Origin of the sequence: Alkalicaulis satelles (assembly GCF_008630495.1) — a bacterium.
In the GTDB taxonomy this organism is placed as follows: Bacteria; Pseudomonadota; Alphaproteobacteria; order Caulobacterales; family Maricaulaceae; genus Oceanicaulis; species Oceanicaulis satelles.
Window position 1 is genome coordinate 391,898 of record NZ_VWOJ01000002.1, and the last position, 26,021, is coordinate 417,918.

The following is a 26,021-nucleotide window of genomic DNA, read 5'->3' on the forward strand; positions in this document are numbered from 1 at the left end:
AACAGGAAAGGGCGCATTTCATGACCGGCGGCGAAGGCTACGCAATCACCGAACTTGAGGTCGGTCAAAGCGCCGAAATCACCCGTCTCGTGGACGATGAGACCGTGCGGCGCTTCGCTGAAGTCTCAGGCGATTTCAATCCCTTGCACCTTGATGAAGCCTATGCCTCGCGCACGCCCTTCCGCGGGCGCATCGCCCATGGCGCGCTGGTGGCCAGCTTTATTTCCTGCGTGCTGGGCAATCACCTGCCCGGTCCGGGCGCGGTGTTTGCGGGCATGACCATGCGCTTTGAGCGCCCCGTTCGCATTGGCGACACGGTCCTGGTGCGCGCCACGGTCACCGAGGTGGATGTCAAGGGACGCAAGGTGAAGCTTCTGTGCGTGTGCGAGGTCAACGGCCAGACCTGCATGGAGGCGGACGCCGAAGTGGTGGTGCGCAAGCGCCGCCCCGCCAGCGCCGCCTGACCGGCCGCATGAGCGTCTATCACGGCTATAGCGCCCTGCCTGAAGCCGCCCGCGGCGCCGTCGCGGCGCTGGGCAATTTCGATGGCGTGCACCGCGGACATCAGGCTGTTCTGAGCGAGGCGGTCACGCTGGCGCGCGCGCTGGGCGCCCCGGCGGGGGCCGCCGTGTTCACCCCCCATCCGCGCCGGGTGTTTCAGCCGGACGCCGAGCCCTTCGCGCTGATGAGCGCCGCCCAGCGCGTGCGGGCGCTGCAGGGCGCAGGCGCGCAACTGGTCCATCACATCCCGTTTGACCGGGCGCTGGCGGCCATGAGCCCGGAGCGTTTCGTGCGCGAGGCGCTCCATGAGGGGCTGGGCCTGGCCGGCGTCGTCACAGGCGCCGATTTCTGCTTCGGCCGCAACCGGGCAGGCGATGCGCAAACACTCAAGGCCCTGGGCGAGGCCTGCGGCATGGCGGTGCGCATCGCCGCGCCGGTGAAGGATGGGCCCGGCGCACAGAAAATCTCTTCCTCCGGCGTGCGCCAGGCCCTGCGCGAGGGCGATCCGGCGCGCGCCGCCACGCTGCTGGGCCGGCCTTTCGCCATTGAAGGCGAGGTCAGCGAAGGCGACCGGCGCGGCCGCACCATCGGCTTTCCCACCGCCAATGTGGCGCTGGGCGAGTATCTGCGCCCGGCTTTCGGGGTGTACGCCGTGCGGGTGAATCTGGGCGGAGGCGAAGCCTTGCCGGCGGTGGCCAATATCGGACGGCGGCCCACGGTGGAGGGGCTGGAGGCCCGCCTGGAGGCCTATCTGTTCGATTTCAACGCTGATCTCTATGGCCAGATGATCGAGTGCGAGCTGATCGCCTTTATCCGGCCTGAACAGCGTTTTGACGGGCTGGACGCCCTGCGCGCCCAGATCGCGGCGGATTGTGACACCGCCCGGCGCTTGCTGGGCGCGGGAACGTGATCACACTTGCCCGCCCGTCACTGGACCCGCGCCGCCTGGCCTGCTAGCCAAGGGATCAGGGGGATGAGGACGCCTGACACATGAAACCCATGTTTGCGCGACGCCGGCGTTTGCCGGCCCCGGCTCTGGCGGGACTGCTCTCTGCTCTCGCCATTCTGGCCGCAGACCAGGCTTCCAAGGCCTGGATCCTCTACCGTTCCGGCCTGCCCGAAGTGCAGCAGATCCCGGTGATCGATCCCTGGTTCAATCTGACCATGGTGTGGAATGCGGGCATCAGTTTCGGCCTGTTCGCCGCTGACAGCCTGTGGCAGCGCCTGATCCTGGTGGGCATATCGCTGGCGGTGGCCGGCGTGCTGGCGGTATGGATGTGGCGCTCGGAGCGGGCGCTGCAGGCCTGTGCATTCGGGCTGATCATCGGCGGCGCAGTGGGCAATGTGATCGACCGGCTGGCCTATGGCGCGGTGGCCGATTTCCTCGATTTTTCCGGGCTGTATTTCCCCTGGGTGTTCAATGTGGCCGATGCGGCCATCTCCATCGGCGTGGCGGTGATGCTGGCCGATCTTGTGTTCAACGAACGCCGGCGCTGAGCCGGGCGCCGGGCGCTCTGGCCAGGTCCGCCCCGGCTCTGCTACAAAACAGCCTACGGCCTTCGCAACCGAGAAAGAGCGTACACGCCATGCACATGCGCACCGCCCTGATCATCGCCTCCGCCGCCCTTCTGGGCGCCACGGCGTGCAATACCGGCGTCCGCCAGGCGCTGGGCGCGGACAAGACCGTGCCCGACGAATTCCGCGTGGTGACCATCGCCCCGCTGACCGTGCCGCCGGAGTTCAATCTGCGCCCGCCGCGGCCGGGCGAGCTGCGCCCCGAGGATATCTTCCAGGACCAGGCCGCGCGCCGGGCCCTGTTCGGCGATCTGTCGGCGACCCAGGCGACGGATGCGGAAATCCTGTTCGCCCAGCGCGCAGGCGCAGCGGACGCCATTCCCGACGTGCGCGCCCTGATCGACGGCGAAACCGCCGCCATCGTGCGCAAGCCCCCCTCCATCGCCGACCGCATCCTGTTCTGGCGCGATAATGAGCGTCTTGAGGCCCACGGCCGCGAGGCGATCGACTATGAGGACGAGCTCTCGCGCATGGCGGCCATCACCGGCGGCGGCCAGGTGCAGATCACCCGCGAGCGCCGCCGCGTGCGCCCGAAGCTTCCCGGTCTTTGAGCCCCGGCTTGAGGTCTGATTACCCGCATGTGACGGCCCCGCCTGAGGCGGGGCCGTTTGCGTTCGCAGACATGTCCTGATGAGCGAGGCGCCGGTGATCGCCCTGGCCGCTGCGCTGGGCTCGGCCATGGCCCATGCGGTGATGACGCTGTTCACCAAGCAGGCGCGCGACATGCTGGTGTTCCGGGCCGTCTCCATGACGATCTGCGCGCTGGCGCTGAGCCCGCTGCTCATCCTCCTGCCCTTCCCGCCCTGGGAGGCCTGGCGTTTCCTGCTTCTGGGCGCGGCGATCATCTGGGCGTTCAACATGGCGATGATCGCGGCCATGCAGCGCGGGCAGATGAATCTGGTCTATCCGGTGATGCGCGGTTCGGCGCCGGCGCTGGCGGGCCTGTTCGCCTTCATCGTGCTGGGCGAGCCGCTGGGGCCCGCGGCGATACTGGGACTGTCGATTGCGTCGGCCGCCCTGATCGCTTTCGCCTGGCCCGAACGCGGCGGCGCACCCAAGGCAGGCGCGCTGGCCTTTGCGCTGACGGCGGCCCTGATGACCGCCAGCTATACCGTCAACGACGCCTCGGGCGTGCGCGCGGCAGGCTCGGCGCTGAGCTATCTGTCCTGGTTCTTCGTCCTCAGCGCAGCCAGTCTTGGCGCCACCGCCCTGATCCGGCGCGGGCGGGCGTTCGCGATGCAGGCGCGCAGCGAATTGCCGCGCGCGGCGGCCTCGTCGGTGTTCAACATCACCACGTACGGGCTGGCGCTTTACGCCCTGTCCATCGCGCCGGTGGCGCCGGTGGCGGCGCTGCGCGAGACATCCATCGTGTTCGGCGCGATCCTGGCCGCCATCGTGCTCAAGGAACCCTTCGGCGCACGGCGCGCCGTGATGGCGCTGGTGCTGGCGGGCGGGCTGGCGCTGTTGCAGCTGGGCTAACTAGCCCGCCGGGATCAGGCCGGCCTCTTCTGGGTCGCCGACGGCTTCCACCAGCGCCTTGCGCAGCTTGCCCAGCGCGTGGTGCTCGATCTGGCGCACACGCTCCTTGGAAATGCCCAGACGCTCGCCCAGCTGTTCGAGCGTCACCGCCTCTTCGCGCAGGCGGCGCTCGCGGATGATCAGCTGCTCACGCTCATTGAGCCGCGCCATGGCCTCGCCCAGCCATTCATGGCGCTTGGCCGCATCGCGCGAATCCATGACCGATTCTTCCGGGTCGGGCGCCTCGCTGGCGAGCAGGTCCTGCCACTCTCCGTCCCCGTCCTCGCTGAAGGGCGCGTTGAGCGAGCGGTCCACCGCCGACAGGCGCGCGGCCATCTGCTCCACATCGTCCTCGCCGACTTTCAGCGCCTGGGCCACATAGGCCCGGTTCTCCGGGCTGAGGGCGCCCGATCCCACATCGCGGATCAGGGCGCGCAAGCGGCGCAGATTGAAGAACAGCGATTTCTGCGCCGCCGTGGTGCCGGTGCGCACGATGGACCAGTTGCGCAGCACATAGTCCTGAATGGAGGAGCGTATCCACCAGCTGGCATAGGTGGAAAAGCGCACGCCGCGCTCCGGCTCGAAACGGGCCGCGGCCTGCATCAGGCCGATATTGCCTTCCGAGACCAGGTCGGGAAAGGGCAGGCCGTAATGGCGGAACTTGGCCGCCACAGCGACCACTAGGCGCATATAGGCGCTGGTGAGCTTGTGCAGCGCAGCCTCATCGCCCTCCTCGCGCCAGGCCGTGGCCAGCGCCAGCTCTTCCTCGCGTTCGAGCAGCGGCGTGTCCATGGCCTGTTTGAGATAACGCCGGTCGGGATCGGCGGAGCGGGACGGCGCGGGGCGTGTCGTCATGTCAGACGCCTTTCGATCAGGACTGCGGTCTATGTGCGTATTCAACAAACTGATACGCAGGCCCGCGCACGCCGGATCACACAAACGCCCGGAAATCTTCACATATGGGGCAGGCGCCCTATTCAGCCGCGGCGGCCAGGGACGCGGGCGCCGCCTCAGCGCCCGCCTTGCGAAATTGCAGATGGCCGTCCTCCAGCCGCCCAAAACGTATGGTGAGCATGTCCAGCACATAGTTCTGGTGGGTCTTCCAGGGCGTGCGCGCGCCCTGACGCGGCAGGCCGGGCAGGGCCCGCTGCACATAGCCCGAACTGAAATCGAGCAAGGGCAGCGTCTCGATCTCTCCGGGCGGAACCGGCACGGCATAGTCCGCCCCGGTGCGGGCCATGTGAGTGAGCATGCGGCACACGCGCTCGCACGTCAGATCGATCTTCAGCGTCCAGCTGGCGTTGGTGTAGCCGAACGCCATGGCCGCATTGGGCACGCCCGACAGCATCATGCCGCGATAGGTGATGGTTTCACTGGCTGTGAAGGGCGCCCCGTCCACGCTGATATCGATGCCGCCGCCCACCTGCATTTCCAGCCCGGTGGCCGGGATGACCAGATCAGCCTCAATCACCTCGCCCGATTTCAGCCTGACGCCCTCAGGCGTGAAGCGGTCGATCTGATCGGTGACAATGCTCGCCTGACCCGATTTCAGCGCCTGGAAGAAATCGCCCTCCGGCGCCAGGCAGAAGCGCTGGTCCCAGGGGTCGTAGCGCGGCGTGAAATGGCGCTCCACGTCGAAATCAGCGCCCAGTTCGGCGCGGATCTGCTTGAGCACGCCCTTCTTCACAAAGCCCGGCCAGCGCCGCGACAGCTGGAAGAAGAACATGGCCAGGCCGATATTCTTGATCCGGGTCAGGCCATAGGCCATGCGCCCGGGCAGAATCTTGCGCAGAAAATCGGCGATGGCGTCGCGCTGGGGCCGGGCGGCGATATAGGTGGGCGAGCGCTGCAGCATGATCACATGCGCCGCGCTTTCGGCCATGGCCGGGACCAGAGTCACCGCCGTGGCGCCCGAGCCGATCACCACCACGCGCCGGCCGGCGTAATCGGTGTCTTCAGGCCAGTGCTGGGGGTGGATCACCCGGCCCTTGAAGTCTTCAAGGCCTTCAAATTCGGGCATATAGCCCCGGTCATACCGGTAATAGCCCGAGCACAGCATGATGAAGCGCGCGCGCCAGGTCTCGCGCCCGTCAGGGCCGTCCGCGGTCAGCGTCCAGCGCGCCGTGGCGCTGTCCCAGCTGGCGCTCGTTACTCTCCGGCCAAAGCGGATATGGCGGTTAATCCCGGCCTCGCTTGCGGTGTCTTCCACATAGCGGCGGATACTGGGGCCGTCGGCGAACACCTTGCCGTCCGTCCAGGGCCGGAAGGCGTAGCCGAATGTGTACATGTCGCTGTCAGAGCGAATGCCGGGATAGCGGAACAAATCCCAGGTCCCGCCCATCCCGGCGCGCGCCTCAAGGATCGCATAGCTGCGGTCCGGGCAGCGGTGCTGGAGATGCCAGGCCGCGCCCACGCCGGACAGGCCTGCGCCCACGATCAGAACGTCCCGCTCCTGGACCGGGCCCTCGCCGCCATGGGCCATGATTACGCTCCCGCCTTGCCTCTACATACCGAGTGAACACTGTTCACCCGCCCGGATCAAGGGGGCGCCAATCAGCTGATCTGAGGGGGGGCGCTGGCGACTTCGCGCGCGGCGCGCCAGCGCATCACGATCCACACCAGCAGCACGGCGGGCGCGCCGATCAGGGCGGTGGTGGTGAAGAAGCTGGCATAGCCCAGAGAGTCCACCATGATGCCCGAAAACCCGCCGAACAGCTTGCCCGGCAGGGCGAAAAACGAGCTGAACAGGGCGTATTGCGTGGCCGAGAAGGCCCGGTTGGTCAGGCTGGACATATAGGCGATCAGCGCCGTGCCGGCCCAGCCGCCGGCCATGTTCTCCGCCGTGATCGCCAGTGTCAGCCGCCAGATGGCGGGGTTTTTCTCCATCGGCCAGGGAGACAACGCAGCGCCGTCCACCACGGTGAAAGGATCGGTGGGCTGGACCATGGCCATCCAGGTAAATCCCAGCGCGGAGACCGCGCTGATAATCGCGCCCACCATCAGCACCGGATAGACGCCCCAGCGCACCGCAGCGAGCCCGGCCAGCATGGCCCCCGCCAGCATGGCGAATACACCATAAACCCCTGAAATCGCCGCGATTTCGGACAGGGTATAGCCCATATCCACATAGAAGGGATTGGCCATATAGCCCAGGATGAAATCATTGAGCCGATACGCGCCGATCAGGGTCAGGATCAGGATCGCGATCCAGCGATAGCGCACCAGGAAATCCACGAAGGGCGCCACCACGGCCGAATAGAGCCAGGCCGCCACCCCGCCCAGCGGATTGCCGCCCACCGCCCCTTCAACCGCTTCGGTTCCGCCGCCCAGCGTCTTGGGCCGGGGCGGTTCAGGCGCCAGGAACACGCCGGCAATCCCGATCACCATCAGTCCGGCCAGCACGGCATAGGCGAAATTGAAGCTGGTGGCGTCCGCCAGCATCAAGGCGCCCGCACCCGCCGCGATCATGCCCAGGCGGTAGCCCCACTGATAGATCGCCACCATCAGGGCCTGGTGCTCGTCCTCGGCCACGTCGATACGCCAGGCGTCCAGCGCGATGTCCTGGGTGGCCGAGGAGAACCCGATCAGCACCGTGGCCATGGCGATCACCACCAGCCCCTCGCCCGGCGTGGCCGAAGCGGCCAGCAGCATGGCCGCGATCAGGGCGAACTGGGAGAACAGGATCCAGGAGCGCCGCCGCCCCAGCCAACGGTCCAGAAACGGCAGGGCGATACGGTCCACCAGCGGCGCCCAGACGAATTTGAAGGTATAGGCCATGCCCGCCCAGGCGAAGAAGCCGATCTCGGTGCGCGACACGCCTTCAATGCGCAGCCAGGCCGAGAGGGTGGAGAACACCAGAAGAATGGGAATGCCCGCCGCAAACCCCAGGAGCAGCATGACCCCGGCCCGGCGCCAGCCGAGCCCGGTCAGGGCCCGCCACAATACATTGCGCGGCGGTGCGGGCTCAGGGCGGTCTGCGGTCGGGGCGTCCGTCATGGGCCGGGCGGCATCCTGTGAAGCGTCAGGCGAGCCTTGCGCGGTTTTGGGGCGCACACAAGCCGGTCAGGACATCGGCCAGCACGTCCGGGTCCAGCGGCTTGGTGAGGAAAGCGTCCATGCCCGCAGCCAGGCACAGCGTGCGGTCAGCCTCGGTGGCGTTGGCGGTCAGCGCCGCGAGAGGCATGGCGGAGGCCGCGCCGGGCAGGGCGCGGATGGCGCGCGCGGCGGCGAGCCCGTCCATCACCGGCATGCGCAGATCGAGAATGGCCGCGTCATGCTCGCCGCCAGCGGCCGCCTCCACGGCGGCGCGTCCGTCTGCTGCGTGGGTGACGCGCGCGCCAAGCCGCTCCAGAACCGTCCGCGCAATCAAGGTGTTGACAGGGTCGTCTTCGGCCAGAAGCACGCTCAGCCCCGCCAGCGGCCGGCCCCGGACCGGGGCCTTTGCGGCGGTGCTGGGCGGGGCGGCGTCCGCGTCCTGACCGGCGGCGAAAGCGGCCAGAGAGCGCAAGCGCACCGGCGCCACCAGCCAGCCGTCAAACCCGGCCGGCCGCGCCGCGGCGCTGAACAAGTCCTTGGTCTCGGGACGGGCCAGCGCCAGCAGGCGCGCGCGCGGCGCAGCGGTTTTCAGCCCGCCGGCCTCGTCCGCCCAGGCTTCGCTGAGAATGAGGGTCAGGGGGCCGGTCTGATCCGCCGCCAGCGCCCAGGCGGTTTCGATGTCTTCAGCCGCCAGCGCATGGGCGCCCAGACATGAAGCCTGCGCCGCCAACGCCTGGCGCTGAAAAGCTTCCGGCGCCGCCACAAGCACAGTGCGGCCCGCCAGAGGGCGCGCCCGGGGCGCCGGGGCGAGGGCTTCAGCAGGCCACTGGCACCAGAACAGAGCGCCGGCGCCCGGGCTGGAACTGATCCCCGCCTGCCCGCCAGCGGCTTCGGCCAGGCGGCGCACCATGGCCAGGCCCAGCCCTGCGCCGGGCGCGCCGGAGCCTTCCTGGGCGCCGCGCTCGAAATGCTCAAACAGGCGCGTCTGATCGTCTTCGCTGATGCCCGGTCCGGTGTCGCGCACGCTCAAGCGTATGGCGCCCTTGCGGTATTCGGCCTCCACCAGCACCCCGCCGGAATCGGTGAACTTCACCGCATTGCCCGCCAGGTTGAACAGGATCTGGCGCACCCGGCCCGGATCGGCGCGGATCAGTTCAGGCACGTCCGGGCAGATCACATGATCGAGCGTCAGCCCCTTCTGCGCGGCGCGCAGGGCCAGCATCTCGCACGCATCCTCAATCAGGCCGCGCAGATCGACAGGCTCCGGACGCAGGGCCAGGGCGCCCGCCTCAAGTCTAGATAAATCAAGGATGTCGTCGATCAGGCGCAGGGCGTGTTCGGCGCTGGCGCGCACCACGTCGAGATAGGCCATCTGGTCAGGCTTGAGCCCGGTCTCGCGGAGCAGATCCGCCGCGCCCAGCGCGCCCGCCAGCGGCGTGCGCAGCTCATGGGTGACCGAGGCGAAGAACACGCTCTTGCCGCGCGCCGCCTCCCGGGCGGCGCTTACATCACGGCCCAGCGCCACCACCCCGCCGCCGGGCAAGGGCGCCCGGGTCCATTCAAAAAGGCGCTTTGAATCAAGACCCTGGAGCGCAATGTCCAGATCGCGGCCCAGCCAGTCGCCCGCTGCGCCGCCAAACACGGCCAGGAAAGCCGGATTGACATAGGCCAGGGTCCCGTCCGGCCCGCTGGCGGCCAGAATTTCACTCATCGCCTCAAGCAGTTGGGCGGGGCCGGGCCGGTTCGAAGGGGCGGAATCACTGGGCGCGCTCATGGTCGCGAACATGCCATGGCAGGCGTTAACGCTTCGCAGCCAAATGGGGGGATAGCGCCGGGAAAGCCTGCACGAAATACGTGTTAGAAAGCGCGATTTTCGTACCAAACACGTCCGTTTTCGTACCGAAACGGGTGGTTTTCGTACGAAACGATCCCGGTTTGCGCCGGTCAGTCCCCGGCCGGCTCGGCCAGCTCGGCCAGTGGCCGGGTCAGGCGCTCATAGGCGTCCGGGCTGACCAGAAACGCCCAGCCCCGCGTGCGCGCGTTAAGCGCCTCGGCGCGCGCCTCGCCCTCCGGGTCAAGGGCGCGCACCTCGATGCGCGCCCAGCGCGCCTCGCCCTCGGCCAGGAAGTCGAAGCGCCAGGCCAGACCGTCAAAGGTGGAGGCGGCGTGGCGGGCGGTGAAGGCGCCGGTCAGGTCCTGCTCGGGACGCACATCACGGAAGCGCAGCCGGGCGCTGGCGTTGGCCACGCCATTGCCGGCCCCTGCGGTGATCAGGCGCCAGCCCTCAGGCGCGGTCAGGGCGTGATGGCGCTCGGCGGGTCCCGAACGCTTGAGGCCATAGGCCGGGCCGGTCTCGGGCTGGATGCTGGCTTCGGCCATCACCGCCGGATCATGATCCCAGAAATCCAGCCCCAGCCAGCGGCCCGGATCGGCGAGATCGGGCAGCACGCCCCGCACGGCGAAGGCGCGCGCGGCGCCGGAGGGGCGCAGATACAGGCCGTCCTCGCCCCGGCGTTCGCCGGCGATCAGCGAGACCAGCGTGCGGCCGTCTTCATCCAGCACGCTCAGGCGCACCCCCGCCCCGCCCTCGAGCGGATCATCCACGCCCAGCCGCGCGAAGCGGGCGGGATCGCGGGTCAGGGCGCGCGCAAAGCTCAGCCCGCCCAGCGCCTCGTCCAGCGCAGCGATGCGTTCGGGGCGCACCGGGTGGCCGCCGCGCGAGGGCATGACCCAGCCTGCGTCCGTGCGCTGCATGATGAACTGGTCACCGGCGGTGATCACCTCGATGAGATCGGCCCGGCCCGCCGACGACGCCCAGCCCGGCGCCACCGGTCCCGACGCGCTGGGCGGCGCGCCCGAGGCCATGTCGAGCCACAGCGCAGCAGCGCCCGCCAGCAGCAGCGCCAGGGCCGCGCCCGCGGCGATCAGCGCCTGGCGGCGCCGGCGCATGGCCGGCGCGGTCAGGGCGGGCGGCGTGGTCTCATAATCGCTCATGAGCGCCTCCAGCGCCGGTACAGCCCGAAGCCCAGCCCGGCCAGCGCCACCCCGCCGGCCGGAACCCACAGGGTCCAGAACATCAAGGCGCGCTCCAGCGCATCAATCTCCACCCGGAAGCCGCGCTCGATGGCGCGCAGCCGGGCGCGGTCTTCTGCAATGCGCGCGCGCAAGGCATCCGCCTCGCGCGCCGAGTCGCCCGCCGCCCCGCCCAGCGCCGAGGCCTGACCGGCGCGGCTGAGCACGGCCAGGCGCGCCTCGGCCTCGGCCAGATCGGACTGCAGGGTGGTTTCCAGGGCGAGATAGCGCGCCTCGGCCTCGCTGCGCAGGCGCTCCACCCGCGTCATGGGCCGGTCGGAGCTGGCCCGGGCGCGCAGGCCCACCAGGGCGGGATCGCCCGCCAGCCAGTCGGCCAGATTGAGCACCAGGGCGGCGTTGTCAGCCACCGCCTGCTCGCCCTGGACCGGGTCGCTGCGCCGGAAAAAGGCCGGATCGAACAGATCGGTGTCGGCGAGAATCACGATCTCGGAGCGTATTTGCGACTGGGACAGGTGAGCGCCGGGGGCGAACATCCCTTCGCCTGCCGGCGGGCCGTCGGGGAAGGCGCTGGGAAAGCGGCCCGAGACCCGCGCGCCGATCACCAGCGGCGCGTCGGGCGAGGGCTCGTACTGGCGCATCAGCTCTTCAGGCGAGGGCGAGACGGCGGCCCGGTCCACATCCACGCGCGCGGCTTCGGGTCCGGTGATGATGAGGGCCGAGAAGCGGTCTTCCAGCCCCGGCGCAGGCGAGATGGCGCCGGGCGAACCCAGATTGATCCCGCGCGAGAGCGCCGCCACGGCCGGCAGGTCCTGATCAAGTCCGGAGGGCGGCACGGAGAACCAGAGCGGATAGGCGCGCATGCGCGTGCGCCCGCCTTCCTGGATCTGCACCGGCAGGCCGGCCTCGGCGTCCATGGCCACGGTATTGGTGTCGTAGAGCACACCCCAATGGGCCAGGAGCCCGCCCAGATCGGAATAGCGCTGAGCGCGCAGGGGCGGCAGCCCGTCCGGGCCGGGCTTGAGGGCGAAATGAGACAGCGGGTCCACCGCCGCCAGCACCCGCCCGCGCGCCAGCACGAACTGGTCAATGAGATAGGCCTGGATCTCGTCCAGCGGTTCGGGATGCAGCAGGAACAGCGCGTCGGTCTGTGCCGGGATGGCGTCAAAATCACTGTCCAGCCAGACAATCTCGTAGGCCTGCGCCAGCTCGGCGATGATCGGGTTGGACGGCGCCCCGCCGCGTGCAGGCGCCAGCGGCAGGCTGGTGGCGATGGCGATGACCGGGGTGCGCTCGCGCTCCAGCTCGGTGACCGCACGGATGATCTCGTATTCCAGCCGCGCCTCATTGGCCGGGTCGAAAAAGGCGATGGCGCGTAACTCATCAAGGGCGTTGCGCGCGGTGAGGCCGAAGAAAATCTGCCCGCCATCCTCGGCGCCCAGCGGCGACAGCCCGGCGGCCAGCGCGGCGTCTTCATCCGAAGAGAAGGGCGCAGGGTCGATCTCTTCCAGCAAGAGCCGTCCGCCTGAGCGCGCGGCCAGGGTGCGCAACAGCTCGCGCACGCGCGCTCCATAGGCCCTGAGCGCCGGGTAGCGGGCCGCTTCAGCGCGTGAATAGTAGAAGGTGAGGCTGACCGGTTCGCCAATGCGCCCGATCACCTCCATGGCGCCGGGCGAGATGGCGTAGAGCCCGTCCTCGGTGAGGTCGAGGCGCACGCCCTCGAGACTGGCGCGCATGAACAGGTTGAAGCCGGCGAAGCCGATCAGAAGGCTCGCCAGCATCACCGCCACGAAGCGTCCCGCGCTCATCGCCCGCCTCCGCGCCGCGCATCAATGAGGGTCATGGCCGCCCCCAGCCCCAGCACGATGAGGCTGAGGAAATAGGCCATATCGGGCAGGCTGATCACGCCGCGCCGCAGCGATTCAAAGCGTGACAGCGCCGACAGCTCGGCCAGCGCCTCGGCGGCTGCGCCCGGCAGCCAGGCCGACAGGGCGTCCAGCGCCAAAGGCAGGCCGGCCAGCGTGATCAGAAGACAGGCCGAGGCGCCCAGAACAAAGGCGATCACCTGATTGGAGGTGGCCGCCGACAGGGCCTGGCCCACCGCCAGATAGCCCCCGGCCAGCAGAAGCGCGCCGAAATAGGCGGTGGCGATGGCCGCATTATCGGGCGAGCCCAGCCAGTTGACGGCGATCCACAAGGGGAAGGTGAGCATCAGGGCCAGGCCCGCCACGCTCCAGGCGGCCAGGAACTTGCCCAGCGCCGCCTCCCACAGGGCGATAGGGCTGGCCAGCAGGGTTTCCAGCGTGCCCCGGTCGCGCTCCTCGGCCCAGGCGCGCATGGCCAGCGCCGGCATCAGCACCAGCAAGAGCCAGGGCAGATAGTCAAACAGCGGGGCGAGATCGGCCCGGCCCGTCTCGAACAGGCGGCCCGCGCGCCAGGTCAGGCTGGGCGCGGCGATGGCGAACACGGTCAGGAACACCCAGGCCAGAGGGGTCTGGAAATAGGCCGCCAGCTCGCGGCGGTAGACGGCGTTGAGACCGGTCATGTGGCGCGCCGCCCGGGCCGGTGGGAGATAACCTCGCCGCTGGGCGCTGTGAGCGCGCGGAAAGCCGAAGGCAGATCGCCCTGCGGCCCCAGTTTCGCCAGCGCGCCGGGCGTCTCGTCAGCCATCACCCGCCCGCCCGCTATGAGAATCGCGCGGGTGCAGATGGCTTCGACCTCGTCCAGGAGATGGGTGGAGATGATGATCGCCTTGTCCGGCGCCATGGCGGTGATGAGGGCGCGCACCCCGTCCTTCTGGTTGGGGTCGAGCCCGTCGGTGGGTTCATCGAGGATCAGCACCAGCGGGTCATGGGCGATGGCCGCGGCCAGCGCCGCGCGGCGCTTATAGCCCTTGGACAACGTGCCGATGGGCCGCTCGGCCGCCGCGCCCAGGCTCGCGCGCGCCAGCGCCAGCTCTGCGGCGGCCTCCAGGCCGGCGCCGGAAAACCCGCGCGCGCGAAGCGAAAAGCGCACAAAGCCGCGCGGCGTCATGGCCGGATAGGCCGGCGCGCCCTCGGGCAGATAGCCCAGCTGGCTCTGCGCCTGGCGCCTTTGCATGGCGCTGTCGAACCCGGCCACGGCGGCGCGCCCGCCATCGGGCTCCAGACAGCCGGCGATCATGCGCATGGTGGTGGATTTGCCCGCGCCATTGGGGCCGAGAAAGCCCAGCACCTCGCCCTGGCGCACCTGAAACGACACCCGGTCCACGGCGGTCTTGCCGGCGAAGGTCTTGACCAGGGCATCGGCGAGGATCATGGCGCGCGGGACATGTGAGCTGCGGACATCAGACCCTTCAGCGATATCGCATGGCGCGCGCGCGCGCCACCGTTCCGGCGCCGTTCGGGGGGTGAATTTCGTATGAATTTGGAAAGGGAAGCGCCGGTCAGTGCGAACCCTCCGGATCCGGGGGGCTGGGGGGGCTGTGAATCCAGACCCGGCGGCCTTGACCGCACTGACCGGCAGGGATGAAGGTGGGCATGGGGTGCGGCTGCGCAAGGACCAAAACATGGCCGGATTGCGGCAGTGCATGAAATCTCTGTAAGCTCGGGTTCATGAACATATGGACGGCTCGATGACACCGCCCGGCCTGCCCCGCCCCCGTGAGGACAAGGTCATGTTCGACCGCCGGGAGCTGGACCGCATTCTGTGGCTCTACGGCATGATGGTGGCGGGCGGGGAATGGCGCGATTACGCCATTGACGGGCTCAAAGACCGGGCCGAGTTCTCCATCTACCGCCATGCGGCCGAATACCCGCTCTACCGCATCGTCAAGACGCCCGCCGATGCGCGCCGCCAGGGCGCCTGGAAGGTGGTCAGCGCAGGCGGCCTGATCCTCAAACGCGGCCACGAGCTGGACGCGGTGCTGGGCGTGTTCGACCGGCAGCTGAAAAAGCTGAGCTGGGGGTCCATCTCACCCGAGTGAGCGCCTTCAGAACGGCCACCAGCCCCGGTTCGACCGGGCGTAGAGCCCCCGGTCACAGGTGGTATAGGCGCGCTCCACGGTGACCAGCTCGCCGTCCTCGGCCTGGCCGCTCATCACGGCGTAAACGCCGAAATCAGGGTGATACCAGACCCGCGTCGCCCAGCCGGCCTCATTGGCGCCTTCCACCAGATAGGCCTCGCGCGTGCGGCCGCAGAAACTGCGCGGACCCTGCCCGGCGATGCGGAACTCATATCCGCCTGCGCTCCAGCCTCCGGAAGGCGGCGCGCCACGTTCGGGCCAGGCGAACACGAAGGGCCATTCCTGGCACATCATGGCGTCCGCCTCGCAAGCGATGACCGCTTCGGCCCGGCCGAACTCGATGAACACGCCGGCGCCCGGCGAGACATGCAGATCGCCATGCAGGGCGGTCAGGCTGGTCAGGTGATAGACCGCATACCGGTCCTCGCCGGCTTCAGCCTGGCGCGGGGCGTTTCCCTCCGAGCAGGCCGCCAGCGCCAGGCACACAACGCCCAGCGCTGCACAGGCGCCAAAATGGCTGGTCCGTCCCGTCACGCGCGCGTCCCCTCGCTCGATGCCAAGGCCGGGCGGATGAACGCTCCGGAACCGCCCCCTCGCGGATCCTGGAGGCGCGGATGAGACCGCGCCGTCCGTCAGCCCTGCTGTTCAGGCAGGCGCACGACCAGCCCGTCGAGCGCCTCGTTTACCTTAATCTGGCACGAAAGACGCGAATTGTCCCGCACATCGCTGGCGAAATCGAGCATGGAGTCTTCCATGGATTCGCGCCCGCCCGTGCGGGCCATCCAGTCCGGGTCCACATAGACATGGCAGGTGGCGCACGCGCACGCCCCGCCGCAATCAGCGTCAATGCCCGGCACCAGATTGCGGATCGCGCCCTCCATCACGGTCAGGCCCGTCTCCACGTCCACCACATGCTCGGTTCCGGACGCCTCGATATAGGTGATTTTCGCCATGAATATCCTGTTTAGTCCCCATGCTGGCCGGCGCGCGGCACCGCTGTCATGGCGGGGTATTTAGGACAGGAATTCGCGCATCGCCACCGTCACGTCCCGCAGCCGGTCCGGATCGGGCCGGGCGCGCGCGGCGATCAGGCGCTGGGCGGCCATGAATTCAGGCGCCCGGTTGACCGCCTCGCAGGCGATCAGCACGCCGTCTTTAAAGTGAAACAGGGCGAAATGGCCCTCTTCGGGATCGCCCCGGCGCACCATCTGGTCGGCGCCCTCGATGAGGCCGGCGATCTGCAGTTTGAGGTCATACTGGTCCGACCAGAACCACGGGACCGGATCATAGCTTGCCGGCGCGCCGGTGATGGCGGCAGCCGCGGCCTTGGCCTGCTCGATGGCGTTCTGGACGGACTCAAGGCGCAGTGAGCGGCCATAGAGGGCGGAGTCAAAGCGCGCCACATCCCCGATGGCGAATATGTCCGGATCGCTGGTGCGCGCATCGCCATCCACCAGCACGCCGTCAGCGCAATTGAGACCTGCGGCTTCGGCCAGGCTCACCCCCGGCGTCAGGCCGGTGGCCAGCAGCACCACATCGGCCTCCACCCGCTCGCCATCGGCGAGCCTGACCCCGTCGGCGCGCTCGGCGCCGGTGATCGCGGCCACGCCCGCGCGCACCTGCAGATCCACGCCATAGCCGCGGTGCAGGGCGCCGAACCAGCCGCCCAGAAGCGGGCTTGCGGTACGGGCCATGGCCTGATCGGCGGCCTCGAACACGGCGACATCCAGCCCGCGCTTGCGCGCGCTGGCCGCCACTTCCAGCCCGATATAGCCCGCCCCGATGATCACCAGCCGGCGCGCCTGGCCAAGCGCGCCCGAGAGCGCGTCGGCTTCCGCCAGCGTGCGCAGCACATGCACGCCGGGCAGGTCCGCGCCGGGGATGGGCGGGCGCCGGGCCGCGCCGCCGGTGGACACGATCAGCTGGTCATAGGCGATGGCCTCGCCCTCGGCCGTGATCACCCGCTTTTTCGCCCGGTCGATGGCCGTGACGCGCACGCCGGTTTTCAGATCAATCTTCGCGGTCTCGTAAAACGCGGGCGGCTTGAGCCACAGCCGGTCGGCGGGCAGCTCGCCGGAGAGATAGGCCTTGGAGAGCGGCGGGCGCTGATAGGGCGGGGCGTCCTCCTCGCCGACCAGCGTGACCGGACCGGCATGGCCGCGCCTGCGCAGGGCTTCCGCCGCCGACAGCCCGGCCTGGCCGGCCCCGATAATGACAATCCCTGCTGACACGTCTGGCTGCTTCCGCTCCTTGAGACAGGATGGCCAGCACGCCGCGCGGGGGCTTTGAAGTCAAGCGGTGAAGTCCAGCGGTCTGCTCGCGCCTTGCCGGACTTGCGCAGGCCGGGCTATCAGCGCGTCCATGCGCACGCTGACGCTTCATCTGGCTGACCCCGCCGCCGCCGCCGAGCTAGGCGCGCGGCTGGCCGCCCTCTTGGAAACCGGCGATGCGGTGCTGCTGGAAGGTGATCTGGGCGCGGGCAAGACCACGCTGGCGCGCGCGGTGATCGCGGCGCTGACCGGCGAGACAGACGCGCCGAGCCCCACCTATACCCTGGTGCAGAGCTATGAGGCCGGGGACGGCTTTCTCCTGCTCCACGCCGATCTCTACCGGCTGGAGGACCCGTCCGCGCTGGACGAGCTGGGCCTGGACGAGGCGCTGGACCATGGCGCGGCGCTGATCGAGTGGCCTGACCGGCTCGGCGCCTGGCGCCCGGCGGACCGGCTGGAGATACGCCTTGAAGAGACGCCATCAGGCGGGCGAGATGTGCATCTTGCCGCCCATGGCAGCTGGGAGACGCGCCTTGACCGCCTCGCCTGACCGCGCGCATGCCCGCGCCGAGCTTCTGAGCGCCGCCGGATGGGCGGGCGCCGATGAGACCGCGTTTCCCGGCGACGCCTCCACCCGGCGCTATACCCGCCTGTCGCGCCATGGCCGCACGGCGCTTTTGATGGATGCCCCCGGCGCTTCGGAAGCCCCCGCCTGCCCGCCCGGCGCCAGCGCCTTTGAGCGCCGCGCGCTGGGCTATAACGCCCGCGCGCGCCTGGCGGGCAATAACACTGCGGCGTTTGCGGCGCTGGCCGGCGCGCTGACCGCGCGCGGCTTGTCGGCCCCGGTGGTGTACGCCGCCGATCATGAGGCGGGTTTTCTGGTGATCGAGGATCTGGGCGATGATCTGTATGCCCGCCTGATCCCTGAGCGCGCCCATGAGGGCAAGCTCTATGCCTGCGCGGTGGATGCGCTGGCCGCCCTTTACCGCTCCAGCTTCGAGGCCGGGCCCGAAGCCTTCGGCCAGCGCTGGGCCATACAGGCCTATGACCGCGAGGCGCTGCTGGCCGAAACCGAACTGTTTCTGGACTGGTATGCGCCCGAGCGCGGCACAAAGCCCGACGAAAGCGTGCGCGCCGCCTTCGAAGCGGCCTGGACCAAGGCCTTCGCGGTGCTGGACGCCCATGCGCCGGGGCTCAATTTGCGCGATTTCCATGCCGAGAACCTGATCTGGCTGCCCGAACGCCAGGCCGAGGCGCAGGTGGGGCTTCTGGACTTTCAGGACGCACTGTTCGGCCATCCGGCCTATGATCTTGTCTCCCTGACCGAGGATGCGCGACGGGACGTGTCGCCGGATCTGGCCCGGCCGCTGGCCGACCGGTTTTTCGCCGCCGCAGGCCTGGCCGACAGGGATGCGTTTGATGCGGCCTGCGCCGTGCTCGCCGCCCAGCGCAACGCCAAGATCCTGGGCATTTTCGTGCGGTTGGCCCGGCGCGATTCCAAGCCGCGCTATCTCCAGCTCCTGCCGCGCGTGGCGCGCCATTTCGTGCGCGACATCGCCCATCCGGCGCTCGATGACATCCGCGCCCTGGTGCGCGAGGCCGCCCCCGGCGTCTATGCCGAGGCCGATCAGTGAGCCTCGCCCCGCCCCCCGTCACCACGGCCATGGTGATGGCCGCCGGGCGCGGCACGCGCATGCGTCCGCTCACCGATGACCGCTGCAAGGCGCTGGTCACGCTGGCGGGCAAGCCGCTGATCGACTGGACGCTGGACGCGCTGGCCGCAGCGGGTGTGGCGCGCGCGATTGTCAATGTCCATCATTTCGCCGATGGGCTGGAAGCCCATCTCCAGACCCGCCCCGCGCCCGCCATCGAAATCTCTGACGAGCGCAATGGCTTGCTGGAAACCGGCGGCGGGCTGGTCAAGGCTGCGCCCGCGCTGGGCGGTGAGCCGGTATTTGTGGCCAATATCGATGCGGTGTGGGCCGACGGGCCTGTGCCCGAACTGGTCCGTCTGGCGGCGGGGTTTGACCCGCAGATCATGGATTTCCTGCTCATGCTGGCGCCGCTGGAGCGCACGCTGGGCTTTGACGGGCCGGGCGATTTCTTCCTCGGCGAAGATGGCCGCCTGACCCGCCGGGGCGCGGCGGCGCGCGCGCCCTTCGCCTATGCCGGGGTGATGGTGATGCATCCGCGCGTGCTTGAGGGTTGGCCGCAAGAGCCCTTCTCCACCAACCGGCTGTGGGACCGGGGGCTGGCTCAGGGCCGCGTCTTCGGGCAGGTGATGAACGCGTTCTGGATGCATGTGGGCGATCCGAATGCGCGAGACGCGGCGGAGAATCGGCTACGCTCCGATCCATGAGCCAGAGCGCCCTGTTCGATTCCCCCGCACCGCGGGTCTTTACGCTTCCGGCAGGCGCGCCTTTCCTGACAGCGCTGGCCGAGGGACTGCACGCTGCCTTCCCCGATCCCGAAATCCTGGCCGGCGTCACCGTGCTGGCGCCCACGCGGCGCGCGGGCCGGGCGCTGGCCGAAGCCTTCGCTGCGCTGAAAGACGGACCAGGCGCGGCGCTTCTGCCCATGATCCGGCCCATCGGGGATGTGGACGCGGACGATCCCCCGTTCGAGCCGGGAGAGCTCGCCGAAGCCGCGCCAGACGCCATCTCGCCTCTGCAGCGCCAGTTCGAGCTGGCCCGTCTGATCGGCGCGCGCGAAACCGCCGCCGGGCGGTCCATGAGCGCGGGCGGCGCGCTGTCGCTGGCCGGCGATCTGGCGCGCCTGATCGATGATCTCGCCACCCAGGAGGTCGAAGACCTCTCCGCCCTGACAGACGATATCCGCGCCGCCCTGCCCGCCCACCGCCAGGAAGCCGCGCTGTTTCTCGACATCATCCTGACAGCCTGGCCCGCCCGGCTGGCGGAGCTGGGCCTCACCGATCCCGCTCGGCGGCGCTCGCTGCTCCTGCGCGCGCTGGCCAGACGCTGGCGCGAGCATCCGCCTGAAGGCCCGGTGATCGCGGCGGGCTCCACCGGCTCGATCCCCGCGGCGGCCGATCTTCTGAGCGTGGTGGCGGGCCTGCCAAAGGGCGCGGTGGTGCTGCCCGGTCTGGATACCGGCATGGACGAGGCGGCCTGGGCCGCCGTGGACGACACTCATCCCCAGCGCGCCATGAAGGCGCTGCTGGCGCGCATGGAGCTTGATCACCGCGCCATCCCCGCCTGGCCCTGGGCGCGCCCCGGCGCCGCGGCGGCGGCGCGCGCGCGGGTGATCGCCGAGGCGCTGCGCCCGGCCGAAGCCACCGGCGACTGGCTCAACCAGGTGGACGCCATCCGCGCCGGACGCGGCGAGGACGCATTCGCCCAGGCGCTGGCCGGGCTCAGCCTGATCGAGGCGCCGGCCCCGGCCGAAGAAGCGCGCGCGGTGGCGCTGGCCTTGCGTGAAACGCTGGAAACGCCCGGCCGGCGCGCCGTGCTGGTCACGCCCGACCGGGCGCTGGCCCGCCGGGTGATCGTGGAGATGGCGCGCTTTGGCGTGGAGCTGGACGATTCCGCCGGCGCGCCTTTGTCCGACACGCCGCCGGGCGCCTTTCTCATGCGCATCCTCGACGCCGCGCGCGATCCCGGCTCGGCGCTGGCCCTCATCGCGCTCTACGCCTCGCCGCTGCTGGCGCTGGGCGAGGCGCGCGCCGCGCTGTCGCTGGACCTGATGGCGCTGGAGCGCTGGTGTTTGAGAGGACGCCGCCCCGGGCGCAGCACGGCGCAGCTGCGCGCGCATGTGGAGACCGGCGATCTGCCTGACTGGATGGAGCCGCGCCGCGCGCGCTTTCTTGACCTGATCGACGTCACGCTGACCGCGCTTGCTCCGTTGACGGAGCTTTCGGGCGAACAGCCCTGTGCGGCGTGGGCGCAAGCGCTGGCGCGGGCGGCGGAAACGCTGGCCCGCGATGCCGAGCGGGCGGGCGCCGAGCGGGTCTGGGCGGGCGATGCGGGCGAGGCCGCCGCCGGGCTGGTGCGCGGCTTCCTGCATGAATCCGAAGCGCTGGACGCGCTGACGCTGGATGATTTCGCCGGGGCGCTGCTGGAGACCGCGCGCGCGCGCATGGTGCGGCCCCGGGCGGGCGGGCATCCGCGCCTGCAGGTGCTGGGTCCGCTGGAAGCGCGCCTGATCAGCGCCGACCGGGTGATCCTGGCCGGGCTGAATGAAGGCGTCTGGCCGGCGGGGGCGAAGATCGATCCGTTCCTGAGCCCCGGCATGCGCGCGCGCGCCGGGCTGGGCGCGCCCGAGCAGCGCTTTGGCCTGGCCGCCCACGACTTCGCCCAGCTGGCCTGCCTGCCTGAGGTGATCCTGACGCGCTCCACCAAGGTGGACGGCGCCCCCACCGTGGCTTCACGCTGGCTGTGGCGGCTGCAAACCCTGGCGCGCGGGGCGCTGGGGGCGGACGCTGATGCGGCGCTTCATCCGGATACAGACTATCTGGCGCTGGCGCGCGCCCTGGACCACCCGGCGCAGCGCACATCGGTGCGCGCGCCCGCGCCCCGGCCCGCCGTGGAGCACCGCCCCAGAGCCCTGCCGGTGACCGCCATCGAGACCTGGGTGCGCGACCCTTACGCCATTTTCGCACGCCATATCCTGAAGCTGCGCACGCTGGACGCGCCCGACCAGCCCGCCGGTCCGGCCGAGCGCGGATCGGCCTATCACCGCGCCTTCGAGCGCTGGGTAAAGGGGTTGGGGACCGCCAGCGAATTGCCCCGCGACGCCCATGACCGGCTGGTGAGCGAGGGGCGCGCCGCGCTGCTGGAAGCGGGCATGCCTGAAGACCTTCTGGGTCTGGAGCTTGCCCGGTTTGAGCGCGCCGCGCGCTTTGTGGTGAGCTGGGAGGAAGAGCGCCGCCGGGCGGGATTCCTGCCCGAAATCATTGAGAAAAAAGGCAAGCTGACCCTGCACGATGCGCCCGGCGGGCCGTTCGAGATTACCGCGCGCGCCGACCGGATCGACATGCGCCCGGACGGGGCGCTGGATATTATCGACTACAAGACCGGCCGCGCGCCCAGCGCCAATGAAGCCTACGCCTTCTTCGCGCCCCAGCTGGCGCTGACCGCCCTGATCGCCGCCGAGGGCGGGTTCGAGGATTGTCCGCGCCACGAGCCGGGCGATCTGATCTATCTCAAGGCCGGGGGCGGCAAGACGCCTGGCGAGGCCGCCTCCATCATCACCAGCCCCGGCTCGGACGAGGCCGCCGACAAGATGCACGAAGCGCGTGAGGACCTGATTGACTGGATCACGCGCTTTGATGATCCGGATACGGAGTATCTCAGCCAGCCGCGGCGTAAATGGACCAATACCTACGGCGATTATGACCATCTCGCCCGCCGCAAGGAGTGGGCGAGCGCGCCCGGCGAGGGCGGAGGCGAGGATTGATGAGCGCGCCCGGTTTTGATCCCGCCGTCGTCGAGGCCGCCAGCGCCGCCCAGCGCGCCGCCGCCGATCCGCGTGCGAGCGTGTTCGTGGAGGCCAATGCCGGATCGGGCAAGACGCGGGTGCTGGTGGACCGGGTAGCGCGCCTCTTGCTGGCCGGCGCCGCGCCCGAGCGCATTTTGTGCGTCACCTTCACCAAGGCCGCCGCCGGGGAGATGCAGTCGCGCCTGTTCCGCAAGCTGGGCGCCTGGTCGGTGCTGCCCGATGAGCAGCTGCGCGAGGAAATGGCCGCACTCACCGGAGGGGACGGCGCCCCGCAGGACATCGCCGCGGCCCGGCGCCTGTTCGCGCGCGCGCTGGAGACCCCCGGCGGGCTGAAAATCCAGACCCTGCATGCGTTCTGCGAGAGTCTGTTGCGCCGCTTTCCCCTGGAGGCGGGGCTGGCGCCGGGCTTTGAGGTGCAGGAGAACGCCAGCGCGCTGGCCGCCGAGGCCGTCGAGGCGGTGTATGGCGAAGCGGCGCGCGATCCTTCCGGCCCCATGGCGCAGGCCATCGCCCAGGCGCTGGATGCGGGCGGCGCAGAAGGCCCTGCAAACATAGCCGCCTTCGCCCTGGCGCGCCGCCATGAGCTGGGCGCCGCGCTTGAAGCCGCCGGATCGCCTGAGGCGCTGATGGACCGGGCGAGCGCTGCGCTGAAAGTTCATCCTGATACGGATGAAGCAAGCGCGCTGGAGGCCGCCTGGGACGAAACGCCGGTGGAGGATCTCGAAGCCGCCCTGTCCGCCCTGCAGTCGGGCAGCAGCGTCACCGAGGCCAAGAGCACGGCGGCGCTGGCCGAAGTGCTCGATGCGGCCACCCGCTCGGGCGAGGAGGCGATCAACGCCTATCTGGACTGGGTGCTGACCAAGGCGGGAAGCTTCAAGGCGCCCAAAAGCCTTTATGGCAAGGCGCTGGGCGAGCGCTACCGCATCCTGACCACGCTTTATGGCGAGGACGGCAATGAGCGCCACCGCATCAATGACGAGGTGCTGCCCGCCATCGCCGCGGCCCGCGCCAACGCCGCCACCCGCGCCGCCCTGCGCATCGCGCTGGCGGTGATCGCGCAGTACGAGGCGCGGCTGAAACGCCTGCGCAAGGTGGATTTTGCTGATCTGGTGGTGCGCGCGCGGGCGCTTCTGACACAATCCGAGCTGGGCGCCTGGGTGCGCTACAAGCTCGATGCGGGGCTTGATCACGTGCTGGTGGACGAGGCCCAGGACACCGCGCCGGACCAGTGGGCGGTGGTCAATGCGCTCACCGAGGAGTTTTTCTCCGGCGCCGGCGCGCGCACTGACGGCGGGCTGCGTACGGTGTTCTGCGTGGGCGACGAGAAGCAGTCCATCTATTCCTTCCAGAAGGCCGATCCACGCCTGTTCCTGGCCCAGCGCGCTCAATTGCAGGCCTTGTCCGAAGGCGCCGGGCTGGACTTTGCGAGCCCGGCCCTGGACGCCTCCTTCCGCTCCGCGCCGGAAGTGCTTGCCGCCGTGGACGCCGCCTTCGCCGCCGAAGCCGCAGCGCTGGGCGCGCCGGAGCTGAAGGACGCGGCGAGCCTTCTGGAGCGCAAGCTCCTGATGACCGATCCGGAGACGGAGACCGAGCGCGACGCGCTGGCCTTCCACCGCTATGCGCCCCACCGCGCCGCGCGTCAGGGCATGCCGGGATGCGTGGAGATCTGGCCCGCCATTCCCCGTCCGGAAAGCCCGGCTGAAGACGTGATCGAGGAGTACGGTCCGCTGGATGCCGAAACCGACGCCTCGGCGCGCAACCAGCTGGCCGAAGCCGTCGCTGGCGAAATCGCGGCCCTCATCGCGCGTGGCGATGCGGTGTGGGAAGAGGGCCGGCCCTGGCGCCAGCGCCCGGCCGGGGCGGGTGATGTTCTGGTGCTGGTGCGCCGGCGCGATGGCTTGTTCGAGGAGATTATCCGTAGGCTGAAGATGAAGAACGTGCCGGTGGCCGGCGCCGACCGCATGACCCTGCCCGACCAGCTGGTGGTGGAGGATTTGCTGTCGCTGGCGCGCTTTCTGCTTCTGCCCGAGGACGATCTGGCGCTGGCCGAAATCCTCAAAAGCCCGCTCTTCCACCCGGTCTCCAGCCCCGAGCCCCTGATTGATGACGACGCGCTCTACGCCCTGTCCCGGCGCCCGGGCCGCGGCCTTTGGGAGAAGCTGCGCCATAGCGATGATCCGCGTTTCGCCGAAGCGCGCGCGGCGCTGGACTCTTTACGCGCCCAGGTGGAGACGCGCGCGCCCTACGCCCTGTTCGCCGGCTTCCTGACCGGCGCCTCGGCCACCGGCGAAAGCCGGCTGGCGCGGATTTACGCCCGGCTGGGCGAGGAGGCGCGCGATCCGGTGGAGGAGTTTCTCTCGCGTGCGCTGGCCCATGAGCGCGAGGGCGCGCCCTCGCTGGCGCGCTTCGCAGCGGCCATGGCCGCTGACAGCGGCGAGATCAAGCGCGAGATGGAGGCCGGGCGCGGCGAGGTGCGGGTGATGACCGTGCACGGCGCGAAGGGGCTGGAAGCCCCAATCGTCTTCCTGCCCGACACCACCTCCCTGCCCAAACCGCCCAAGGGCGGGCTCCATGCCCACGCCCACGCCGGGCTGATCTGGGCGCCGGACAGTTCAGCCGTGCCGCCGCTGGTGCAGTCCATGAAGGAACGCGCCGAGCTGGATCAGGACGGGGAGTATAACCGCCTGCTCTATGTGGCGCTGACGCGTGCGCGCGACCGGCTGGTGGTGTGCGGCTACCGCCAGGGCCATGGCGAGGGGCGCGTGGCCGAGGGCAGCTGGCATGACCGGTGCTCGCGCAGCTGGCGCGGCGAAGGCTGGCGCGAATGCGCCACACCGCTGGACGCGCTGGCCGCACGCTATGGCTGGGAGCCTGAAGCCGGGCTGCGCCTGGGCGAGGCGCCCGCTGCTCTGGGCCGGGCCGAGGCGTTGCAGACCGCCCTTGCCGAACCGGGGTGGATGCGCGCACCCGCCCCGGCGGAACCCGCCGCGCCGCGCGCCGCAGCGCCCTCGCGCCTGCTGGACGACGAGGCGGGCGGGTTCGAGCCGGTCTCGCTCTCGCCCCTGGCCGAGGGCGCGGAAACCCGCTTCCGGCGCGGCTCGCTGATCCACAAGCTGTTGCAGACCCTGCCCGATCTGCCGCCTGAGCGCCGCGCCGCTTCGGGCGAACGCTATCTCGCCGCCCAGCGCGATCTGACCGGCGCCCAGCGCACAGAGATCATCACCGAAACCCTGCGCGTGCTGGACGATCCGCAATTTGCAGCCCTGTTCGCGCCGGGCTCGCGCGCCGAAGTATCGGTGTCGGGCCGCGCGCCGGGCCTTCCCGGTGATGTAATCATTCACGGCCAGATCGACCGGCTGGTGGTCACAGATCACGATGTGATGATCGTCGATTACAAGACCAACCGACCGCCGCCGGAAACCGCCGATCAGGTGGCCGGCGCCTATGTGGCCCAGATGGCCGCCTATCGCGCGGTGCTGCAGGGGCTTTACCCTGGCAAGACCGTGCGCTGCGCCCTGTTATGGACCGACGGGCCGCGCCTGATGGAGCTGGAGCCAGGGCAGCTGGACGCCATGCTGGCGCGGCTGGCGGGCAGGGCGCGCGCTTGACCGCGGGGGCGCGCTTTCCTACCT

22 protein-coding genes are annotated in these 26,021 nt (G+C 69.9%); 11 read left to right on the forward strand and 11 right to left on the reverse strand.

Going from position 1 to position 26,021, the window contains the following annotated elements; genetic code table 11:
* Nucleotides 1–20: 20 nt before the first annotated feature.
* From F1654_RS07555 to F1654_RS07575, 5 genes are all read left to right on the forward strand, one after another.
* On the forward strand, nucleotides 21–464 hold the full coding sequence (locus F1654_RS07555) for a MaoC family dehydratase (protein ID WP_150022917.1): 444 nt from the start codon (nucleotides 21–23) through the stop codon (nucleotides 462–464).
* 8 nt (nucleotides 465–472) lie between these two features.
* Nucleotides 473–1,411: a bifunctional riboflavin kinase/FAD synthetase gene (locus tag F1654_RS07560; protein ID WP_150022918.1), complete on the forward strand. Its 939-nt coding sequence runs from the start codon at nucleotides 473–475 to the stop codon at nucleotides 1,409–1,411.
* Between the two features lie 80 nt (nucleotides 1,412–1,491).
* A complete protein-coding gene (gene lspA / locus F1654_RS07565; RefSeq protein ID WP_233205183.1) occupies nucleotides 1,492–1,998 on the forward strand; it encodes a signal peptidase II in 507 nt (168 codons plus the stop codon).
* An 89-nt stretch (nucleotides 1,999–2,087) separates the two neighbouring features.
* Nucleotides 2,088–2,627: a DUF3035 domain-containing protein gene (locus tag F1654_RS07570; RefSeq protein WP_233205184.1), complete on the forward strand. Its 540-nt coding sequence runs from the start codon at nucleotides 2,088–2,090 to the stop codon at nucleotides 2,625–2,627.
* Nucleotides 2,628–2,706: 79 nt separating this feature from the next.
* Nucleotides 2,707–3,555 carry an EamA family transporter gene (locus F1654_RS07575; RefSeq protein ID WP_150022919.1) on the forward strand — a complete coding sequence of 283 codons (849 nt, stop codon included), beginning with the start codon at nucleotides 2,707–2,709 and terminating at the stop codon, nucleotides 3,553–3,555.
* On the opposite strand, the gene F1654_RS07580 is transcribed toward F1654_RS07575, so the two are convergent.
* The 8 genes from F1654_RS07580 to F1654_RS07615 form a co-directional block, all read right to left on the reverse strand.
* The gene (locus F1654_RS07580; RefSeq protein ID WP_150022920.1) at nucleotides 3,556–4,449 is read right to left on the reverse strand and encodes an RNA polymerase factor sigma-32; all 894 of its coding nucleotides are present in this window, start codon (nucleotides 4,447–4,449) and stop codon (nucleotides 3,556–3,558) included.
* 118 nt (nucleotides 4,450–4,567) lie between these two features.
* The gene (locus tag F1654_RS07585; protein ID WP_150022921.1) at nucleotides 4,568–6,076 is read right to left on the reverse strand and encodes a flavin-containing monooxygenase; all 1,509 of its coding nucleotides are present in this window, start codon (nucleotides 6,074–6,076) and stop codon (nucleotides 4,568–4,570) included.
* A 71-nt stretch (nucleotides 6,077–6,147) separates the two neighbouring features.
* Nucleotides 6,148–7,590: an AmpG family muropeptide MFS transporter gene (locus tag F1654_RS07590; RefSeq protein WP_150022922.1), complete on the reverse strand. Its 1,443-nt coding sequence runs from the start codon at nucleotides 7,588–7,590 to the stop codon at nucleotides 6,148–6,150.
* Nucleotides 7,591–7,615: 25 nt separating this feature from the next.
* Complete coding sequence (locus F1654_RS07595) at nucleotides 7,616–9,403, reverse strand: hybrid sensor histidine kinase/response regulator (protein ID WP_150022923.1); 1,788 nt, start codon at nucleotides 9,401–9,403, stop codon at nucleotides 7,616–7,618.
* Nucleotides 9,404–9,573: 170 nt separating this feature from the next.
* Entirely contained in the window at nucleotides 9,574–10,623 is a 1,050-nt protein-coding gene (locus F1654_RS07600; RefSeq protein WP_150022924.1) for a DUF4340 domain-containing protein, read from the reverse strand.
* On the reverse strand, nucleotides 10,620–12,467 hold the full coding sequence (locus tag F1654_RS07605; RefSeq protein ID WP_150022925.1) for a Gldg family protein: 1,848 nt from the start codon (nucleotides 12,465–12,467) through the stop codon (nucleotides 10,620–10,622). The genes F1654_RS07600 and F1654_RS07605 overlap by 4 nt, the downstream gene beginning before the upstream one ends.
* Complete coding sequence (locus F1654_RS07610; RefSeq protein ID WP_150022926.1) at nucleotides 12,464–13,204, reverse strand: ABC transporter permease; 741 nt, start codon at nucleotides 13,202–13,204, stop codon at nucleotides 12,464–12,466. The genes F1654_RS07605 and F1654_RS07610 overlap by 4 nt, the downstream gene beginning before the upstream one ends.
* The gene (locus F1654_RS07615; RefSeq protein WP_150022927.1) at nucleotides 13,201–13,956 is read right to left on the reverse strand and encodes an ABC transporter ATP-binding protein; all 756 of its coding nucleotides are present in this window, start codon (nucleotides 13,954–13,956) and stop codon (nucleotides 13,201–13,203) included. Before F1654_RS07615 ends, F1654_RS07610 begins: the two co-directional genes overlap by 4 nt.
* A 304-nt stretch (nucleotides 13,957–14,260) precedes the next feature.
* Between F1654_RS07615 and F1654_RS07620 the strand changes: the two genes are divergently transcribed.
* Nucleotides 14,261–14,623: a DUF2794 domain-containing protein gene (locus tag F1654_RS07620; RefSeq protein WP_150022928.1), complete on the forward strand. Its 363-nt coding sequence runs from the start codon at nucleotides 14,261–14,263 to the stop codon at nucleotides 14,621–14,623.
* A gap of 6 nt (nucleotides 14,624–14,629) precedes the next feature.
* Here F1654_RS07620 and F1654_RS07625 read toward each other — a convergent pair whose 3' ends face one another.
* The 3 genes from F1654_RS07625 to F1654_RS07635 form a co-directional block, all read right to left on the reverse strand.
* Nucleotides 14,630–15,196 carry a hypothetical protein gene (locus tag F1654_RS07625; RefSeq protein WP_150022929.1) on the reverse strand — a complete coding sequence of 189 codons (567 nt, stop codon included), beginning with the start codon at nucleotides 15,194–15,196 and terminating at the stop codon, nucleotides 14,630–14,632.
* A 98-nt stretch (nucleotides 15,197–15,294) separates the two neighbouring features.
* Nucleotides 15,295–15,615 (reverse strand): 2Fe-2S iron-sulfur cluster-binding protein, encoded by a 321-nt coding sequence (locus F1654_RS07630; protein WP_150022930.1) that lies wholly within the window; start codon nucleotides 15,613–15,615, stop codon nucleotides 15,295–15,297.
* 60 nt (nucleotides 15,616–15,675) lie between these two features.
* Entirely contained in the window at nucleotides 15,676–16,893 is a 1,218-nt protein-coding gene (locus F1654_RS07635) for an NAD(P)/FAD-dependent oxidoreductase (protein WP_150022931.1), read from the reverse strand.
* Nucleotides 16,894–17,023: 130 nt separating this feature from the next.
* On the opposite strand from F1654_RS07635, the gene tsaE reads away from it, so the two are divergent.
* Genes tsaE through F1654_RS07660 form a run of 5 tightly spaced genes read left to right on the forward strand, consistent with a single transcriptional unit; the run spans nucleotide 17,024 to nucleotide 25,997 of the window.
* Complete coding sequence (gene tsaE, locus F1654_RS07640) at nucleotides 17,024–17,482, forward strand: tRNA (adenosine(37)-N6)-threonylcarbamoyltransferase complex ATPase subunit type 1 TsaE (protein WP_150022932.1); 459 nt, start codon at nucleotides 17,024–17,026, stop codon at nucleotides 17,480–17,482.
* Nucleotides 17,466–18,566: an aminoglycoside phosphotransferase family protein gene (locus tag F1654_RS07645; RefSeq protein WP_233205186.1), complete on the forward strand. Its 1,101-nt coding sequence runs from the start codon at nucleotides 17,466–17,468 to the stop codon at nucleotides 18,564–18,566. Before tsaE ends, F1654_RS07645 begins: the two co-directional genes overlap by 17 nt.
* On the forward strand, nucleotides 18,563–19,291 hold the full coding sequence (locus tag F1654_RS07650; protein ID WP_233205187.1) for a nucleotidyltransferase family protein: 729 nt from the start codon (nucleotides 18,563–18,565) through the stop codon (nucleotides 19,289–19,291). The genes F1654_RS07645 and F1654_RS07650 overlap by 4 nt, the downstream gene beginning before the upstream one ends.
* Nucleotides 19,288–22,347 carry a double-strand break repair protein AddB gene (gene addB / locus F1654_RS07655; protein WP_150022934.1) on the forward strand — a complete coding sequence of 1,020 codons (3,060 nt, stop codon included), beginning with the start codon at nucleotides 19,288–19,290 and terminating at the stop codon, nucleotides 22,345–22,347. The genes F1654_RS07650 and addB overlap by 4 nt, the downstream gene beginning before the upstream one ends.
* The gene (locus tag F1654_RS07660; RefSeq protein WP_150022935.1) at nucleotides 22,347–25,997 is read left to right on the forward strand and encodes a UvrD-helicase domain-containing protein; all 3,651 of its coding nucleotides are present in this window, start codon (nucleotides 22,347–22,349) and stop codon (nucleotides 25,995–25,997) included. Before addB ends, F1654_RS07660 begins: the two co-directional genes overlap by 1 nt.
* Nucleotides 25,998–26,021 lie beyond the last annotated feature (24 nt).

Excerpts from the sequence above, each read along its gene's own strand:
- F1654_RS07555 (WP_150022917.1), top strand. The coding sequence starts at position 21 with ATGACCGGCGGCGAAGGCTACGCAATCACCGAACTTGAGGTCGGTCAA.
- F1654_RS07560 (WP_150022918.1), top strand. The coding sequence starts at position 473 with ATGAGCGTCTATCACGGCTATAGCGCCCTGCCTGAAGCCGCCCGCGGC.
- lspA (WP_233205183.1), top strand. The coding sequence starts at position 1,492 with ATGAAACCCATGTTTGCGCGACGCCGGCGTTTGCCGGCCCCGGCTCTG.
- F1654_RS07570 (WP_233205184.1), top strand. The coding sequence starts at position 2,088 with ATGCACATGCGCACCGCCCTGATCATCGCCTCCGCCGCCCTTCTGGGC.
- F1654_RS07575 (WP_150022919.1), top strand. The coding sequence starts at position 2,707 with ATGAGCGAGGCGCCGGTGATCGCCCTGGCCGCTGCGCTGGGCTCGGCC.
- F1654_RS07580 (WP_150022920.1), bottom strand. The coding sequence starts at position 4,449 with ATGACGACACGCCCCGCGCCGTCCCGCTCCGCCGATCCCGACCGGCGT.
- F1654_RS07585 (WP_150022921.1), bottom strand. The coding sequence starts at position 6,076 with ATGGCCCATGGCGGCGAGGGCCCGGTCCAGGAGCGGGACGTTCTGATC.
- F1654_RS07590 (WP_150022922.1), bottom strand. The coding sequence starts at position 7,590 with ATGACGGACGCCCCGACCGCAGACCGCCCTGAGCCCGCACCGCCGCGC.
- F1654_RS07595 (WP_150022923.1), bottom strand. The coding sequence starts at position 9,403 with ATGAGCGCGCCCAGTGATTCCGCCCCTTCGAACCGGCCCGGCCCCGCC.
- F1654_RS07600 (WP_150022924.1), bottom strand. The coding sequence starts at position 10,623 with ATGAGCGATTATGAGACCACGCCGCCCGCCCTGACCGCGCCGGCCATG.
- F1654_RS07605 (WP_150022925.1), bottom strand. The coding sequence starts at position 12,467 with ATGAGCGCGGGACGCTTCGTGGCGGTGATGCTGGCGAGCCTTCTGATC.
- F1654_RS07610 (WP_150022926.1), bottom strand. The coding sequence starts at position 13,204 with ATGACCGGTCTCAACGCCGTCTACCGCCGCGAGCTGGCGGCCTATTTC.
- F1654_RS07615 (WP_150022927.1), bottom strand. The coding sequence starts at position 13,956 with ATGATCCTCGCCGATGCCCTGGTCAAGACCTTCGCCGGCAAGACCGCC.
- F1654_RS07620 (WP_150022928.1), top strand. The coding sequence starts at position 14,261 with ATGGACGGCTCGATGACACCGCCCGGCCTGCCCCGCCCCCGTGAGGAC.
- F1654_RS07630 (WP_150022930.1), bottom strand. The coding sequence starts at position 15,615 with ATGGCGAAAATCACCTATATCGAGGCGTCCGGAACCGAGCATGTGGTG.
- tsaE (WP_150022932.1), top strand. The coding sequence starts at position 17,024 with ATGCGCACGCTGACGCTTCATCTGGCTGACCCCGCCGCCGCCGCCGAG.
- addB (WP_150022934.1), top strand. The coding sequence starts at position 19,288 with ATGAGCCAGAGCGCCCTGTTCGATTCCCCCGCACCGCGGGTCTTTACG.
- F1654_RS07660 (WP_150022935.1), top strand. The coding sequence starts at position 22,347 with ATGAGCGCGCCCGGTTTTGATCCCGCCGTCGTCGAGGCCGCCAGCGCC.